We start from the raw sequence: 17,897 nt of genomic DNA, 5'->3' as shown, positions 1-17,897 counted from the left end.
TTCTTACCTCCATACGTAAAACTCTATTAATGTTCCACCATCTAGTTTTTTTATATCTAATCCTTTACGATAATATAATTTCAATCTTAAGTGCACATTATAAAGCCCTATTTTATTTTCAGGCATATTCCCTGAATATAAGTTTTCTATGACTTTATCGTCTATTCCCACACCATTATCTTCAACAGATACTTTAACTTTTTCTCCTAAGTCCTTAACAGAAACAATTACTTGTCCACTTTTATTTTTCTTCTTGCTTAAAATTCCATGAATGATGGCATTTTCAACTAGTGGTTGAATAATTAAACTTGGTATTTTAATATCCACATCATCTATATCATAAATAACCTTTAGTTTTTCCCCAAATCTTGCTTTTTCTATTTCAACAAAAGACTTTACTTGGTCTATTTCTTTTTTTATGCTTATAGGTTTGTCATTAAACTCTAAATTATGCCTAAGATAAGTAGATAAATTTATTATAAGCTCTCTTGATTTTTGAGGATCAAAACGTATAAATGATGCTATTGTATTCAAAGCATTGAATATAAAATGTGGATTAATCTGTCTTTGAAGAGATGTTATTTCTGCTTTTTTTCTTTCCTCTATCTCTTTTTTATCTTTTTCTATTACTTGTACAATAGATACCATAAAACCTATCCCCAATTGACCAACAATAAGCGGTAAGTATATTGATTGTATAATATCAATAGCTACATCTGTAGGTTTTGAAATAAAATATATTAAAAATATTGTTATATTCTCTGAAATCATACCAACTAAAATCCCCCAGAAAGCTCTTGATGATTTTGGGATTTTTTTGTGTACTATACCAGATAATATCCCTGCCATAACACTAGATATAAAACACGGTACAGATGTCATTCCTCCGGGATTAATAAAATATCTATGTGCTCCTGAAATAACTCCTGCTGGAATACTAACAACAGGTCCAAATAATACTCCACCAGATACTATGGAAATTATTCTTGTATTTACAATAGATCCTTTGTAATGAATTCCGTTATATGTTGCCATTATTGCCAATGAAGTAAATATTATAGATATAATAGCTAAATCTTTTTTACTGTGTTTTTCTTTTTCAAAGATACTTTTTAATATATCTAATCTACTAATTAATAAAAATAGCATTACTAATAAACTTGTCTTTTCCATTAATTCTATTAAATAATTTGTTTTCATATGATTCCTCCTTTTATACTATACATTAAGTATATATTACTACTTTATTTTCTTCTAAATAATCTATTAGTATATAAAACTTATTTCATCAAAAAAGGGCATATCAAAAATGATACTCCCCCCCTGCTAAATTCAAGTTTTATACTAATATGTTCACTTCTTTTAATTCTTTTTTTATTTCTTCCAAAGTATTTTCATCTGACACTTCTATTGTATGAACATGATAATCTTGTGTTAAACTGGATAATTGTTTAAATCCATTCTTCTTACTATTTTTCATAAATATCTTAAGATCTCTATTTGATGCAAGATTTAATTCAGCTTTTATAGTTCCATATGTAGGGTGATCTACTATAACATCTTTTACCTTTCCACCTAAGTCAATGATCGTTTGTAATTCTAATAGAAGATGCTCATCATTATCATGATTTTTACATTTTATTTTAAATTCTTGATTTCTTATAGTATATATAATATATCCAGTAGATGTAGCTAATATATCAATTCCAGAAGCTCTTAGTAGTGCAATATCCTTTACAACAATCTGTCTTGTTACATTAAGTTCTTTTGCTAAATCTACACCTTTAACTGGTTTATTAGATGTTTTTAGTATATGTAGTAATTTTTCTCTTCTTTCATTGCTATTCATAACACACCTTCTTCTTAAATAATTAGTTTATCTATCTTTTTACTATTCTATATAGATTTTTAATATAAATCAATAGGTCATTTATTACACTTAATATACAATATATTAACATTTTACATTATAAAAATTTCAATTCTATAAAGTTTATTAAGTTTTTAACTATTGTATTTTTTGTTGTGTAGTAATAACTGTGGTGTTATAATGTTTTTACAAGTGTATATACACTTGTAAAAACATTATAACAGAAAAGGGTGTAAATATGAGGAATATTTTAAAAGAAAATATTTTGCAGTTGAAAAAAGAAAAAAATGCTATAATACTTGCTCATTTATACGAGCCTGCTGAAATACAAGAAATTGCTGATTATGTTGGAGATTCATACTATCTAAGCAAAATTGCTCGTGATTGTGAAGAAGAATTAATTATATTCTGTGGAGTAAAATTTATGGGGGAAAGTTCTAAAATTTTATCTCCACACAAAAGGATTATCTTACCAGCCACTAATGCTGGATGTCCAATGGCCGATATGGCTGAGGCCTCTGATTTAAAAGAAATGATAGAAAAATATCCAAACGCTTTTAAAGTATGTTATATAAATTCTTCTTATGAAGTTAAAGCCCTTTGTGATGTTTCTGTTACCTCATCTAGTGCTTTAGATATTTTAAAAAACGTACCTAATAAAGAAATTTTATTTTTGCCAGATAGAAATTTAGGTAGTTACATAGCTGAATTTTTCCCCGAAAAAAAGTTTATTCTATGGGAAGGCTTCTGTCCTACTCATGAAAGACTGACTTCTGAAGAAGTATTAAATGCTAAGAAATATCATCCAAATGTGAAAATTTTAGCTCATCCAGAATGTAACAAACCTGTTAGAGATTTGGCTGATTATATAGGAAGTACAAGTGGTATCATAAATTATGCTACAAAATGTGAAGATGAAGAATTTATAATTTGTACAGAGGAAGGTATTTTGTATGAATTAAATAAAAGAAATCCTAATAAGAAGTTTTACTTCCCTGAAAGAATGATTTGTCCTAACATGAAAAAAACTTCTTTGGAAAAAGTTTATGATGCTTTATGTGGAAAAATAGATGAAGTTGTTCTAGATAAAGAAATATCAGAAAAAGCTTTAACATCTCTAGAAAACATGCATAAATTAGGGGAGATGGTTCTTTGTGGAAAGTAAATATGTAGACGTTTTAGTAGTCGGGTCTGGTGTTGCTGGATTATACTGTGCTCTAAATCTTCGCCAAGATTTAGATGTAATGGTAGTTTCAAAGGATAAAATAGATTGTACTAATACATCTTTAGCTCAGGGTGGTATTTCTGTAGCTAGAGATTTGGATGATGTTTCATTTTTTGCGCAGGATACTTTAAAAGCTGGTAGATATGAAAATGATATTCAAGCTGTGAATGTGCTAACAAAAGAATCTATTGAAAACGTAGATTACCTAGTCTCTTTGGGACTTGATGTTGATAAAGATGAAAATGGTAATTGGGATTATACAAAAGAAGGTGCTCACTGTGTAAATAGAATTATACATACACAAGATAATACGGGCGAAAATGTTGAAAAAACCCTTGTTAAAAATGCTTTTGAACATAAAAATATAAGGATTTCAGAGGATACATTCCTTGTTGATATAATTGAAAGAAACGACAAATGCATTGGCGCCATCTTATTAAAAGATAAAGAACAAATCAATGTATTTGCTAAATTTGTAGTTCTTGCTTGTGGTGGAATTGGTGGTTTATATAAAAACTCTACTAGCCAAAGAATTTTAAGAGGAGATGGTTTAGCTGTAGCTCTTAGACATGAAATAGAACTTAAAGATATTAATTATATTCAAATTCATCCAACTGCTTTTTATGATGAATCTGGTGATGAAAGAAGATTTTTAATATCTGAATCTGTAAGAGGTGAAGGTGGAAAGCTTTACAATATTAATGGAGAAAGATTTGTGGACGAACTTCAACCTAGAGACGTGGTATCTGAAGCAATTTTTAATGAAATGAAAAAAACTAATACACCTTATGTGTATCTTGATATTAGTTTCTTAAATGAAGAATATCTTAAAAATCGCTTCTATACTATTTATAATAAATGTTTAGAAAAAGGCACTGATATTACAAAAGAGCCTATAAAAGTTTCTCCTGCTCAACATTATTTTATGGGTGGTATCAAGGTTGATTTAAATAGTAAAACTTCCATGAAAAATCTGTATGCTGTTGGCGAAACTGCTTGTACAGGAATTCATGGTGCCAATAGGCTTGCTAGCAACTCTTTACTTGAGGGCCTTGTTTTCTCTAAAAGAGCGGCTCAAAATATTAATGAAAATGTAGATAAATTTAACCTTACAAAAGTTGATATTGATGAAATGTATACTAGTAGAGAAGAAATCGAAGAAGAAAATAGACGTATAGTTGTAAATGCTATTAAAGATAAGGGTGGAGTTATAGATGATTAATTTTTTAGTAGTAGATAAAATAATTAAAGATGCTCTTGTGGAAGATATCCCAGGAGAAGATATAAGTACCAATTCTGTAATTAGTGAAGATAGTAATTCTACTGTAGATTTGATTTGCAAAGAAGAAGGAATAATTGCCGGACTTAAAGTTTTTGAAAGAGTATTTAAAATTCTTGGTAATGTTGAAGTTACTTTTCTAAAAAATGATGGCCATAAAATTTATCCTGGTGATAAAATAGCTCTTATAAAAGGAAATACTAGGTTTATTCTTCAAGGTGAGCGTGTTGCTCTAAATTTATTACAAAGAATGAGTGGTATTGCCACACTTACTAATAGATATGTTAAAGAAATTGAGCACACTAATGCAAAATTATTAGATACTCGCAAAACTACACCTAACTTAAAAATCCTTGAAAAATACGCTGTTAAAGTTGGTGGTGGTCATAATCATAGATTTAATTTATCTGATGGTGTTATGCTAAAAGACAATCATATTGCAGCAGCTGGCGGTATTACTAATGCTGTTAAGCTTTGTAGAGAAAATTCTTCTTTTGTTAGAAAAATTGAAGTTGAAACTGAAACCTTAGATATGGTTAAAGAAGCTCTGCAAGCTAAAGCAGATATTATTATGCTAGATAATATGAGTTTAGAAGTGGCAAAAGAAGCAATAAGTATGATTAGTGATAAAGCCATTATTGAGTTTTCTGGTAATGTAAGATTGGAAAATATTAAATCTATTGCTGAGATTGGTGTTGACTGCATATCTGTGGGTGCTCTTACTCACTCTGTAAAAAATCTTGATCTTAGTATGAAAAACTTAAAAAATATATAAATATAATATGTAAAAATAAAGAGTAATAATTTTAGATGATTTTTATCTAAAATTATTACTCTTTTTATTTATCAAATAATGTTTTAGATATATTAAACTAAATTTAGCAGTTGACAACTATAGTTGTCATACTCATAATGTGATTAGTTAGAAGTATTATATTCCATTAAATAATTGTTTAGTGGAAGATATTTTTAGTTATGAGGAGGACAAGGCTATTGAATAATATAGATTATTATGGAAAAATATTGTGGGATTATCATAAATTAAATCAAAAAGCTGAAAAGGCTGAAATTATCTTAGGGTTTGGAAGCCATGACTTGCATGTTGCTAGAAGATGTGCTGAACTTTTCCTAAAAGGATATGGTGATAATATAATTTTTACTGGTGGTTTTGGTAGAATTACTAAAAATATATGGAATATGACTGAAGGAGAAAAATTCGCAGAAGTTGCTATAAGTATGGGTGTTCCCAAAAATAAGATTATTATTGAAAATGAAGCTTCCAATACTGGCGAAAATATAAATAAAATAAAAAAACTATTAAAAGATTTAGACTTGCACCCTTCCTCTTTTTTAGTAGTAGATAAACCTTATAGAGAAAGAAGAACTTTCGCTACCATAAAAAAACAGTGGTCAGATATTCATTTTCTTATTACATCTCCTCAATATAACTATGAAGAATATTGTTCTTTTTATTCTAGTGGAGAAATTTCAAAAGATGAATTTATAAGCATTATGGTTGGTGATTTACAGCGAATTGATTTATATGGGAAAAATGGATTTCAAATTAAACAAGATATTCCTGTTGAAGTTATTAATGCTTATGATAAATTAATTAGTTTAGGATATGTTAAACACTTATTATCAACAAAATAACAAGGAGAACTCTCTCAAGGAGTTCTCTTCATCTTGAACTTATATTATTATTGTGTACGATTATAGTAACATCCTTTTATATAGTCTAAATCTTCATTTATCTTCTCTTGTAAAAGAACATTATTTTCTTTGCTTCGAGAAAAGTTTTTTATTTCTAGTTTTAACTCACTTATGTCTAACTTAATTGCTTCTATTTCTTTATTTATTGATGCAAGTTTTTCATATAATAATTTATTTGTATTATTTAATAACTCTTTATCCATATCCATACCTCCAGAATTCATTCTATATATATTATTAGCTTTTTTTAGTTTATAATAACGAAAAATGTCAACATTATGCTGACATTTTTATATTTAAATTCCTCTATACTCTTTTATACTTTCCTTATATTACGAGTAGCCACTATATTAACACCTGTACTAGCTACATTTTTTACTAATATATCTCCTATTTTTATAGGAGCATCTATTTCAACATTTTTCAATGCTTTTATACATTCTTGAATTTTACATTTTGGTATATCATTTTCTGTCTTAACCGATACAACTGACATATTTCCACCATTAACTTTTACCACAGAAGTAACTATTCTTGTAGGATTAGTAAGTTCTTTTTGAGCATATTCTTTTCCTCGCTTACAGCTATATCCTGTAACATCTATTATCTCTGCTCCAATCATCTCAACATTTAAATTGCATCCAAGAGGACATCCTATACATGTTAACTCTACATAGTTCGATTCTCTTGTCAAAGCTTCCATTTTTATGCCTCCTCTATCTTTATTGTTATATTATTTATATTCTCGAAAATGGATAACTGTACTTTCTTCAATAGTACTTCTTCCATCTCTCCTGGGTCATTATTTTTCTTTTCTTATGAATAATCTGATAATCATCAACATATACTCCTATATAATGATCCTTAAATACATTTGCCACCCTAAATCTTATTATTAGTTCATTAGGCATATTATCAATATTTATAGTTTTTGGCGCAGTGTATCTTACGCCATCTATTGGATTTATTTCTATACCTATTTGACGGAATAGCTCATTTTCTGGTATTAAACCACAGGATAATAACAATATATCACAAGAATAGTACTCTTCACTTCCATCAACTATTTTTCCATCTTTAAATTCGGCTATGGTAACACCTTCTACTCTTTCCTTTCCCTTTATATCAACTACCGTATGGCTTAATTTAAGAGGTATGCTATTATCATCTAAACATTGAACTATATTAAATATCTTTTATACAGATGTGATAAAGCTGTATCGTTATCACATCGTATGACCCTATTTCTAAAAAAATAAAGCCAAGTAAATAAACGCAACAAAACTTGCTTTTATATTACTTGACTCCTTATCTCTATTAATATAATTTTTATTTATTTTTTATTATCAACTTACTACCATGGTATAATCATAAATAACCATGCTGCTAATGCACCACCTACGATTGGTCCTAAAATTGGTACTATAGCATAATCCCATCTAGAACTTCCTTTTCCTTTTATCGGTAAGATTGCATGAGCTATTCTTGGTCCTAAATCTCTAGCTGGGTTTATAGCATATCCAGTTAATCCACCTAAAGACATACCTATTGATACTATTATTCCAAATACAAATAGATAATTTAATCCCATGTTTCCAACACCTGCAACATTGCCAATTCCTTTTATTGCAAATACTAAAACGAAAGTCCCTATTATTTCACTTAAGAAATTATATGGTTTGTTTTCTATTGATGGAGCAGTACAAAATACACCTTTTAATGTATTTGGATCATCTGTTTCATCAAATTGACATTTAAATAAAATATATACTAAACATGCACCTGCAAATGCTCCTGCTAACTGTGCAATTATATATCCTGGTACCATAGACCAAGCAAATGAACCATCAATGGCTAATGCTATAGTTAAAGCTGGATTAAAATGCGCTCCTGATGCTGCTCCAAATATAAATGCTGGTAATAGTACTGCAAGACCCCAACCTATTGTAATTTGTATTGATCCTGCACCTTTCATTCCCGATTTATCCAGACATACGTTCGCAACTACACCGTCTCCCAATAAAATTAGAATCATCGTACCCAAAAATTCACCTATGTATGGTAACATTAATATTCACTCCCCCACTTAATTTAATTATTAGCTTAAGCTAGTTGCCTCTTTTGCTTTTGCTTCTTCTTCATCTTCTTTTGCCCATCCATAAGAACGTTTAACTGCCTTGTTCCATCCTTCAATTTTTTCTTTTCTTTCTTCACATGATATAGCTGGTTCAAATATTTTATCTATACCCCAGTTTTTGATTACATCTTCTTTACTTTGCCAATATCCGACAGCAAGACCTGCTAAGTATGCAGCACCCATAGCTGTAGTTTCTACACAAACTGGACGTTTAACTGGTGCATCAATCATATCACTTTGCATTTGCATTAATAAATTATTAGCACTTGCTCCACCATCAACTTTTAACGCTTCTAAGTCTATTCCTGAATCAGCTTTCATAGCATGTAATACATCATTTACTTGGAATGCTAATGATTCTAACGTAGCCCTAATTATATGATATTTATTTACACCACGTGTAAGTCCTACTATTGTACCCCTTGCATATTGATCCCAGTGTGGAGCTCCAAGTCCTGTAAATGCAGGTACCACATAACATCCATTAGTATCATCAACTTTTTTAGCCATATATTCTGAGTCAGCTGCTGAATCTAATATTTTAAGTTCATCTCTTAACCATTGTATTGATGCACCGGCAACGAATATAGAACCTTCAAGTGCATAGTTTACTTTTCCATCAAGCCCCCAAGCTATAGTAGTAACTAATCCATTTTTAGAATATACTGGAGTTTCTCCTGTATTCATTAACATAAAGCATCCTGTACCGTATGTATTTTTCGCTTCTCCTGCTTTAAAGCAAGTTTGACCAAATAAAGCAGCTTGTTGATCACCTGCAGCTCCTGATATTGCTATTTCTTTACCAAAGTATGAAGCATCAGTATATCCATATATAGCACTTGATGGTTTAGCTTCTGGCAACATAGACTCTGGTATATTTAATTCTTCTAATATTTCTTTATCCCAAGTTAAATCTTTTATATTAAATAATAATGTACGAGATGCATTTGAATAGTCTGTTACATGAACTTTACCCTTAGTTAATTTCCATATTAACCAAGTTTCTACTGTACCAAATAACAGCTCTCCTTTTTCTGCTCTTTCTCTTACTCCTTCTACGTTATCTAATATCCATTTTAATTTTGTACCAGAGAAGTAAGCATCTATTATAAGACCAGTTTTTTCTCTAAACTTATCTGTAAGACCTTTTTCTTTTAGTGTATCGCAATACTCTGATGTTCTTCTGCATTGCCAAACTATAGCATGATATACTGGTTCTCCAGTGTTTTTGTCCCATACAATAGTTGTTTCTCTTTGATTAGTAATACCTATTGCAGCTATGTCTTCTGCACCTATTCCTAGTTTTGCCATTGCTTCAACTGCAACACCTAACTGAGATGACCATATTTCATTTGCATCATGCTCAACCCATCCTGGTTTAGGAAAATATTGTGTAAATTCTTTTTGTGCTACGCTACACATTTCTCCTTTCTCATTGAACAATATACATCTGTTACTAGTGGTTCCTGCATCAAGTGCCATTACATATTTTGGCATATTCCTTTCCTCCTAATTTTATAATTAAATTTTAATTAATAAGCTTAAACAATTCATTTTAAAACGTTTTCCTGTGTTGTATAATTATTTTTTTTAAATAGTTTTACGCAAAAAAAATAATACTAAATAGAGGCTTACGCCTATTTAGTATTACTCTCCAATTCTCATGTATTTTTATTCAATTTTATACTTCACACATACTTATTTAATTTTATATTTAAATGTTAACATACTATTTTTTCAGTAGCAACTATTGATATTTTATTAACAAAATAATTTTTATTTATAAAAAATTTATCTAAAATAAATTTTTAAAAGCCATTAATATAGAATTTATTAATGGCTTTTTTATATCTATATATCTAATTTAACATCGTAAAACTTCATCCAATTATTAAACTGAATTAAATAAGCGATAACTTGTGGACCAGTCATCAATTGGCCATACCAAGGTTGCTCAAAAGATGCACCTCCTGTATCAACTAATCCAGATACAAAGTCATAATCCACAATTTGATGAATTGGAGAAGTTTTGTCTTCTAAAATCAATCTTAACATTCGACTAACTTCTTTAGTATACTCAGGATTGTGAGTTTTTGGATAAGGACTTTTCTTCCTATCTATAATCTCATTTGGAACTAAACCTCTTACAGCTTCACGAAGTAATCCTTTTTCTCTGCCATATAATAGCTTCACATCTTTTGGTAAATTGAAAGCATATTGTACTAATTTCTTGTCAGCAAAAGGTACTCTTCCTTCCAAACTATTAGACATGGTCATTCTATCTTTTCTATTAATTAAAGTAAGCATAAAGTGCTTAATATTGATATAAGATAATTCTCTTATTATTCTATCTTCGTGACTCTCTCCTGGTAATTTCTGTACTCTATTTATACTATCTCTACAAGTTTGTTTTACATATTCTTCAATAGGAAGTGATTTTAAATCATCTTTTAAAATATTTTTTCTATAACCTATAGAGTTGGCCCAAGGAAATATTTCAATAGAGTCGTACTCTCTTGTAAACCAAGGATATCCTCCAAATACTTCATCCGCACATTCTCCCGATAAAGCTACTGTAGCGTATTTTCTTACTTCTTTTGAAAATAAATATAGAGATGAATCTATATCCGCCATGCCTGGCAAATCAGCAGCTATAGTTGCATCATCTAATGCGTGTGCCAAATCAACATTATCTAAAACAATGCTATGATGATTGCTTTCTAAGAAATCTACCATCCTCTTTACATATTCTGAGTCAGAATTTGGTTGATATAAACTTTTCTTAAAATATTTATCATTGTCTTCATAGTCAATAGAAAAAGTATTTAAGGTATCAAATCCATTTTCTTTAAATTTATCAAAGGCAACCTTCGAAATTATACTTGAGTCAAGTCCTCCAGATAAAAAGGTACATACAGGGACATCACTAACAAGCTGATTTTCTATTATTTCTACTAATAAATCTCTAACAGTATTTTTTGTTTTTTCTAAATCATCTTCATGTTCTCTTGCTTCTAGTTTCCAGTACTCATTTAAACTTATGCCTTTTTCATTAAATATTAAATAAAATGCTGGTGGGACTTCTTTTATATCTTTAAATATTCCACTGCCTAGGTTTCGTCCTGGTCCTAAAGACATAAGTTCAAGCAAACCATCTTTATCTACTACTGAATCTACAGATGGATGTTTCAATAAAGTTTTCATTTCCGATGCAAAAACTAAATTACCATCTTTATAAGAGTAAAAAAGTGGTTTAATACCCAGTGGATCTCTACATAAAAATAGCTCTTGATTATATTCGTCCCAAATTCCAAAAGCAAAAATACCATTAAGATATTCTACACAATTTTTACCATATTCGATATATGATGTTAACAGAACCTCTGTATCACCATAAGAATCAAAAGAATATCCTTTTACAAGTAATTTAGTTCTAACTTCTTCTGTGTTATAAAGTTCTCCATTATAACAAATAGTATATTCTTTATTACCTATTTTTTTCGTCATAGGTTGAAGACCTCCAGTTGGATCAACTATAGCAAGTCTTCTATGACCAATTAATGCATGATCATAAACTTGTAATCCTCCTGAATCAGGTCCTCTAAGCTTTAGTGTATTAATCATTTTATCCATTATATTGGAGTAATCTCTTATATTATTTTTAAGATTAGACCATCCTACAATTCCACACATAATATAGCCTCCATTTGTTCAAGATATATTACTATATGATGAATACATAATTTTTGATACAGCTAAGGTTTATTTATTTTCATTAAAATTTTAATATAGTTAATTTTATTCAAATATATAGTATATAATTAGGTATTTCCCTTATTTTTTTAATTTATTCATCTTTTATACATACTTTAAAAGTATCTTTTGTATACTTAGCTACATTTTGAATTAGGTTTATAAAAATTCTTTCTATAATTTTTAAATCACCTTGAGTTATTATTTCCTCATCACCACGGTTCAATTCCACATCTATATTTTTTATCAAAATCATTATAAAAAATTAGCAATTGTTCCTTTAAATATTTTCATTTCTAATTTTAACTGTTCTAGACTGCTCATTTAGTACTAATTCTTTGAATTTATATTCATCTTTATTTTACAAGTTATAATTAATCGCATTTCCAAATTTTCTATATTTTCTTAGCTAAGAATTTACTCAAGCTAATATCTCTTATATCTCAAGTGACTTGATTAAGTAATCATCTGCACTTAAATCCAATATATTAACTTTATCCTCCAAGGAAGTTTTTGCTGAAATAACTATAATAGGTATGTCTTGTTTTTCTCTAATTTGTTTTATTAATTCTTCTCATTAAAATAAAATTTTTTCCATATATTATTTAATTCATTCCATCTCGACAAATATATTTAAGTTATTATAATTTCTAGGAATAATTTTTTATAGAAATGTAGAATATATACTTAATCCTAAAGGGTGAAATAAAGTTCTCAAAGAATATTTTCATGATTCAATTATTTTTATTCTTAAAAGTGAAAGATCTAGAATAAAATAAGCTATTTATTTTCATAGATAGCTTATTTTATTCTTTTAAAATATTTTGTAAATATTTAGTTTTTATGGTATTCTATAATATCATGAAAATTATTTTAATTAAATTCGGAGGAATTAAAATGTCATTTTTACTCTTAATTATAGGTTTCTTTTTCCTTATAAAAGGAGCTGATTTATTCGTAGAAGGGTCATCATCTATTGCAAAAAAATTTAATGTTCCTTCTATGGTCATAGGACTTACAATTGTTGCCATGGGAACAAGTGCTCCAGAAGCAGCTGTAAGTATTACATCATCATTAGCTGGACAAAATGATATGAGTGTAGCTAATGTTGTGGGATCAAACTTTTTCAACATACTTGTAGTTCTTGGTGTTTCATCAATAATCGCTACACTACCTGTTCAAAAAGGTACAATAAAAAAGGATGCACCTTTTTTATTATTAGTTAGTGTTTTGTTATTACTATTTGGATTAAATTTAAATATTGGTAGAATAGAAGGATTAATACTACTAGCAGTATTTACATATTTCTTAATCGATACAATAAAATCTGCTAAAAAAGGTAACCCAGAAACTGCTAACGAAGCTGCAACAACTATGGATGTAGAAGTTACTGAACAATCATCTATGTCAAAAACTATTTTATTAAGTATAATTGGAGTTGTTGGTATAGTATTAGGCGGAGATATGGTTGTTAATTCTGCTACTGATATAGCAACATCTTTTGGAATGAGTGCTAACTTAGTTGGATTAACAATAGTTGCTATCGGTACATCTTTACCAGAATTTGTAACATCTGTTGTTGCAATAAAAAAAGGTGAAACAGAAATAGCAATAGGAAACATTATAGGATCTAATATCTTTAATATCCTATTTGTTTTAGGGTTGGCTACAATTATAAGCCCTATAACTATAAGTACGTTTGCCTTAATAGATGTAATATTTATGGTTGCTATAACTGTTCTTTTATACTTCTTTATGAAAAAAGATAATTCACTTGTAAAATCACAAGGTATTATATTCCTTATATTATACTTGGCTTATATGGCTTATACTATTATGAGATAAATAACTACTAAAAAGTAGCTATCACATAAACAATAATAAAAAAATACCTATGAAATATATAATTATATAATTCCTTAGGTATTTTTTAGGTATATTAATTTTTATCTATTTTTCCAAGTTAAGATAGGTTTTTTAACTGCTCTTGCATCATCAACTCTACTAACAATAGTATTATGTGGTGCTGAAGTTAATAATTGTGGATTTTCTCTTCCTTCTTTTGCTATGGATTTCATAGCTTCTATAAACTTATCTAGAGTCTCCAAGGTTTCTGTTTCAGTTGGTTCTATCATCATTGCTTCTCTTATTATTAACGGAAAGTAAACTGTTGGCGGATGATATCCATAGTCTAACATTCTTTTTGCAATGTCCATTGTATTGTATTCTTTATGAGGTCCTCTTAATACAAATTCATGTTTACAAATTTCATCTATTGGTAAATCATAATCTTCTTTTAGATTTTCTTTTAGGTAATTTGCATTTAAAACAGCCATTTCGCTTGCTTTTTTAAGTCCATCTCTACCCATAGTTAAGATATATGCAAAAGATCTAACCATTACAGCAAAGTTTCCATAGTAATTTTTAATTTTTCCTATAGAGTCCTTTTTATCATAATTTAATATATATTTATCATCTACTTTTTCTATTATTGGCACTGGTAAATAAGGAATTAAATCTTTTTTCACTCCCACAGGGCCACTTCCTGGTCCTCCTCCACCATGAGGCGCTGCAAATGTTTTGTGTAGATTTAAATGAACCACATCAAATCCCATGTCTCCAGCTCTAGTTATTCCCATAATTGCATTTGTATTTGCACCGTCATAATATAAAAGTCCTCCAGCTTCATGAACTAGGCTTGCTATTTCTTCTATATTTCTTTCGAATAATCCTAAAGTACTTGGATTAGTTAACATTAATGCTGCTACTTCATCATTTAATACTTCTTTTAATTTATTTATATCAACTGCTCCATTTTTAGTTGATTCAACTTCAATAATATCAAACCCAGCCATATTTGCACTGGCAGGATTTGTTCCATGAGCAGAGTCTGGTACTATAACCTTAGTTCTTTTTAAATCGCCTCTACTTTCATGATATTTTCTTATCATCATAAGCCCTGTATATTCTCCATGGGCTCCTGCTGAAGGTTGTAAGGTAACCTCATCCATTCCTGTTATTTCACATAACATTTTTGATAAATTATACATTAATTCTAAAGATCCTTGTGATGTTTCAATAGATTGATAAGGGTGCATATTAGTAAATTTATTAAGTGAAGCCATATCTTCGTTTATTTTTGGATTATATTTCATAGTACAAGATCCTAGAGGATAAAATCCTGTATCCACACCAAAATTCTTATTTGATAATAGAGTGTAATGTCTTACTACATCTAATTCACTTAATTCAGGTAATTCTAAATCAGTTTTTCTTATCATATTGTAATCTAGTATTTCATCTAATTTTACAAGTTCTACATCTAGTTTAGGAAGAGAATAAGCTTTTCTTCCTTCTTTGGAAATTTCAATTAATAAGCTATTATATTCTTTCATTTTATATTCCCTCCATAATTCTCATTAATTTATCTATTTCATTAACACTTCTTTTTTCAGTTACGCAAATCATAGTACAACCTGCTAATTCTGGATAATCTTTGCCTAAATCATATCCACCAAGTATATTATTTTCTAATAACTTTTTATTTAACTCATCTACTTCAATTGGTGATTTTACAACAAATTCATTAAAGAATCTTCCTTTAAATAGTGGTTGAAATTTTCTACCTTGGCTTATTTTCTTAGCTGCATAATGTGACTTTTGCATATTTTGCATTGCAACTTCTTCATAGCCCTTTTTACCCATAGTCGCCATATAAATTGCTGAGTTTAAAGCACACAAACCTTGGTTTGAGCATATATTTGAAGTTGCCTTTTCACGTCTAACATGTTGTTCTCTAGTTTGAAGAGTTAAACAGTAACATCTATTTCCATCTCTATCCACTGTTTGGCCAACTACTCTACCAGGCATTTTTCTTATCAAGCCTGATTTTATAGCTAAGAATCCTACATAAGGTCCTCCATAGTTTAATGCATTTCCTAAAGGTTGAGCATCTCCAACAGCAATATCTGCTCCCACTTCTCCTGGAGATTTTAGCACACTTAAAGTTATTGGATTTACACTTAGTACATACATAGCTTTTTTATCATGAGCTATTTTGCCAACTTCATCCACATCTTCTATGACACCAAAAAAGTTTGGGTTTTGTATTAGTACACAAGCAGTATCCTCATCTACTATTTCATTCAATCTATTTAAATCCGTAATACCTGACTCCCTATCATAATCTACTTCCACAACTTCACAATTATTAAATTGTAAATAGGTTTTTAATATTTTTCTTGTCTCTGGATGAACAGTTTTTCCTACTACTACTTTTTTACGTCTAGTTTTTGAAGCTGCTAATAAACATCCTTCCACTGCTGCTGTTGCACCATCATACATAGATGCATTTGCTATATCCATTTTTGTTATTTCTGCTATCATTGATTGAAATTCAAATATACTTTGTAATGTTCCTTGACTTATTTCTGCTTGATATGGTGTATATGCTGTATAAAATTCACTTCTTGATGTAATATGTTTTATGATTGAAGGAATATAATGATCATAAGCCCCTGCTCCTAAGAAGCAAATTAATTCTTCTGTACTAATATTTTTATCTGCCATGTTTTTTACTATCTGACTAACTTCTAATTCTGATTTTGATTCTTCTAATTCTAAATCTTTCTTTAATTTCAAACTATCTGGAATATCTGAGAATAAATCGTCTATTTTGTTCACTTTACATGCTTTAAGCATTTTTTCTTCATCTTCATGAGTTGCTGGTATATATGAATATTGTTTATATTCTTCCTTTACTATTTCCGTTTTTTTATATTGTTTTTTATAAAAAGGTCTTTTTACTATTACCGCACTTACAAGTTTTTTTCTTACTCTTACTCCTATTTCACTTCCAATTTTGGCATAATCCCTATCTATTATTGCCATTCCTATAAATTTATCTAAAGTAGGTGATTTAAGTCCAGTAGTAACAAATCCTATAACTTTATCATCTACTTCTATTTCATATCCACTTCTTATCATACCTTTTCCTTGCATTTCAAAAGCAACTAATTTTCTTTGAGTTTCTTGTGATTTTAAACTAATTAAAGATTCTTTTCCTAGAAAATTTTCTTTATTCAATTTAACAAATATTCCTAAACCACCTTCCAGAGGAGATATTTCTTCACTTATTTCATGACCATAAAGAGGTAAATTCACCTCTGCTCTTAAAGTATCTCTAGCTCCAAGGCCTGCTGGTATTATGCTATCTTTTCCAGTTTCTAAAATATCATTCCATATTTTCTCTACCACATTTTCGTCACAGTATATTTCAAATCCATCTTCACCAGTATAACCTGTTCTTGAAACTATACATTTTTCTCCACAAACCTCTACATTATTTTTAAATTTGTAAAACTCTATATCACTTAAATTTATATTTACTAACTTAGATAATATTTCTTCAGCTTTTGGACCTTGTATTGCCAATTGAGAAACATGATTAGATATATTATTTATGTTTACATCAAATTTTTTACTTTGTTTTTTAATCCATTCATAGTCTTTATCTATGTTACCAGCATTAATTACTAGTAGATATTTCTCTTCTTTTATCATATAAACTAACAAATCATCTACTGTCATTCCATTTTCATAACACATTGGTGAGTATATAATCTCTTCTGCTTTCAGGTTTGTAATGTCATTTGTAATTAAATACTGTATAAAATTAAATGCTTCTTTTCCCTTAACTTCAACTTCTCCCATGTGAGAAACATCAAATAGCCCGGCACTTCTTCTTACATAGTCATGCTCCTTAGTTGCACTTATATACTCTAGTGGCATTTCCCATCCTGCAAATTCAAACATTTTTGCATTTAACTTTTCATGTGTAGAAAATAATTTAGTTCTTTTTAATTCCATACATTCTATCATTCTATTACTCCCCCCATCACATTTTTTATATAAACATAAA

Annotated in this window: 17 protein-coding genes; 5 read left to right on the top strand and 12 right to left on the bottom strand. The window is 29.1% G+C overall.

The window, feature by feature from the left end:
• Positions 1–3 precede the first annotated feature (3 nt).
• Both TVTCOM_RS03305 and TVTCOM_RS03300 read right to left on the bottom strand, forming a co-directional pair.
• Complete coding sequence (locus TVTCOM_RS03305) at positions 4–1,200, bottom strand: sensor histidine kinase (protein ID WP_434798426.1); 1,197 nt, start codon at positions 1,198–1,200, stop codon at positions 4–6.
• Between the two features lie 139 nt (positions 1,201–1,339).
• The gene (locus tag TVTCOM_RS03300; RefSeq protein WP_434798425.1) at positions 1,340–1,849 is read right to left on the bottom strand and encodes a transcription repressor NadR; all 510 of its coding nucleotides are present in this window, start codon (positions 1,847–1,849) and stop codon (positions 1,340–1,342) included.
• 259 nt (positions 1,850–2,108) lie between these two features.
• On the opposite strand from TVTCOM_RS03300, the gene nadA reads away from it, so the two are divergent.
• The 4 genes from nadA (at position 2,109) to TVTCOM_RS03280 (ending at position 6,027) form a co-directional block, all read left to right on the top strand.
• Complete coding sequence (nadA, locus tag TVTCOM_RS03295) at positions 2,109–3,035, top strand: quinolinate synthase NadA (protein WP_434798424.1); 927 nt, start codon at positions 2,109–2,111, stop codon at positions 3,033–3,035.
• The gene (locus TVTCOM_RS03290; RefSeq protein WP_434798423.1) at positions 3,025–4,317 is read left to right on the top strand and encodes an L-aspartate oxidase; all 1,293 of its coding nucleotides are present in this window, start codon (positions 3,025–3,027) and stop codon (positions 4,315–4,317) included. Before nadA ends, TVTCOM_RS03290 begins: the two co-directional genes overlap by 11 nt.
• Positions 4,310–5,149: a carboxylating nicotinate-nucleotide diphosphorylase gene (gene nadC, locus TVTCOM_RS03285; protein ID WP_434798422.1), complete on the top strand. Its 840-nt coding sequence runs from the start codon at positions 4,310–4,312 to the stop codon at positions 5,147–5,149. The genes TVTCOM_RS03290 and nadC overlap by 8 nt, the downstream gene beginning before the upstream one ends.
• A 218-nt stretch (positions 5,150–5,367) precedes the next feature.
• A complete protein-coding gene (locus TVTCOM_RS03280) occupies positions 5,368–6,027 on the top strand; it encodes a YdcF family protein (RefSeq protein WP_434798421.1) in 660 nt (219 codons plus the stop codon).
• 47 nt (positions 6,028–6,074) lie between these two features.
• Here TVTCOM_RS03280 and TVTCOM_RS03275 read toward each other — a convergent pair whose 3' ends face one another.
• The 8 genes from TVTCOM_RS03275 to TVTCOM_RS03240 all read right to left on the bottom strand — a co-directional run bounded on the left by TVTCOM_RS03275 (position 6,075) and on the right by TVTCOM_RS03240 (position 12,500).
• A complete protein-coding gene (locus tag TVTCOM_RS03275; protein ID WP_434798420.1) occupies positions 6,075–6,290 on the bottom strand; it encodes a hypothetical protein in 216 nt (71 codons plus the stop codon).
• 113 nt (positions 6,291–6,403) lie between these two features.
• The gene (locus TVTCOM_RS03270; RefSeq protein WP_434798419.1) at positions 6,404–6,790 is read right to left on the bottom strand and encodes a DUF1667 domain-containing protein; all 387 of its coding nucleotides are present in this window, start codon (positions 6,788–6,790) and stop codon (positions 6,404–6,406) included.
• A 67-nt stretch (positions 6,791–6,857) separates the two neighbouring features.
• Positions 6,858–7,115, bottom strand: a complete 258-nt coding sequence (locus TVTCOM_RS03265; protein WP_434798418.1) for a hypothetical protein — start codon at positions 7,113–7,115, stop codon at positions 6,858–6,860.
• A gap of 326 nt (positions 7,116–7,441) precedes the next feature.
• A complete protein-coding gene (locus tag TVTCOM_RS03260) occupies positions 7,442–8,155 on the bottom strand; it encodes an MIP/aquaporin family protein (RefSeq protein WP_434798417.1) in 714 nt (237 codons plus the stop codon).
• 30 nt (positions 8,156–8,185) lie between these two features.
• A complete protein-coding gene (gene glpK / locus TVTCOM_RS03255; RefSeq protein ID WP_434798416.1) occupies positions 8,186–9,721 on the bottom strand; it encodes a glycerol kinase GlpK in 1,536 nt (511 codons plus the stop codon).
• 354 nt (positions 9,722–10,075) lie between these two features.
• The gene (gene asnB / locus TVTCOM_RS03250) at positions 10,076–11,917 is read right to left on the bottom strand and encodes an asparagine synthase (glutamine-hydrolyzing) (protein ID WP_434798415.1); all 1,842 of its coding nucleotides are present in this window, start codon (positions 11,915–11,917) and stop codon (positions 10,076–10,078) included.
• A 154-nt stretch (positions 11,918–12,071) separates the two neighbouring features.
• Complete coding sequence (locus TVTCOM_RS03245) at positions 12,072–12,233, bottom strand: hypothetical protein (RefSeq protein ID WP_434798414.1); 162 nt, start codon at positions 12,231–12,233, stop codon at positions 12,072–12,074.
• 180 nt (positions 12,234–12,413) lie between these two features.
• Entirely contained in the window at positions 12,414–12,500 is an 87-nt protein-coding gene (locus TVTCOM_RS03240; RefSeq protein WP_434799712.1) for a hypothetical protein, read from the bottom strand.
• A gap of 374 nt (positions 12,501–12,874) precedes the next feature.
• On the opposite strand from TVTCOM_RS03240, the gene TVTCOM_RS03235 reads away from it, so the two are divergent.
• Positions 12,875–13,822 (top strand): calcium/sodium antiporter, encoded by a 948-nt coding sequence (locus TVTCOM_RS03235; RefSeq protein WP_434798413.1) that lies wholly within the window; start codon positions 12,875–12,877, stop codon positions 13,820–13,822.
• A 101-nt stretch (positions 13,823–13,923) separates the two neighbouring features.
• On the opposite strand, the gene gcvPB is transcribed toward TVTCOM_RS03235, so the two are convergent.
• On the bottom strand, positions 13,924–15,372 hold the full coding sequence (gcvPB, locus tag TVTCOM_RS03230) for an aminomethyl-transferring glycine dehydrogenase subunit GcvPB (RefSeq protein WP_434798412.1): 1,449 nt from the start codon (positions 15,370–15,372) through the stop codon (positions 13,924–13,926).
• A gap of 1 nt (position 15,373) precedes the next feature.
• Positions 15,374–17,857 (bottom strand): aminomethyl-transferring glycine dehydrogenase subunit GcvPA, encoded by a 2,484-nt coding sequence (gcvPA, locus tag TVTCOM_RS03225; protein ID WP_434798411.1) that lies wholly within the window; start codon positions 17,855–17,857, stop codon positions 15,374–15,376.
• Positions 17,858–17,897: the final 40 nt, after the last annotated feature.

It is taken from the genome of Terrisporobacter vanillatitrophus (assembly GCF_051148895.1).
Classification (GTDB): domain Bacteria; phylum Bacillota; class Clostridia; order Peptostreptococcales; family Peptostreptococcaceae; genus Terrisporobacter; species Terrisporobacter vanillatitrophus.
This window is presented reverse-complemented; position numbering and strand designations above follow the sequence as displayed.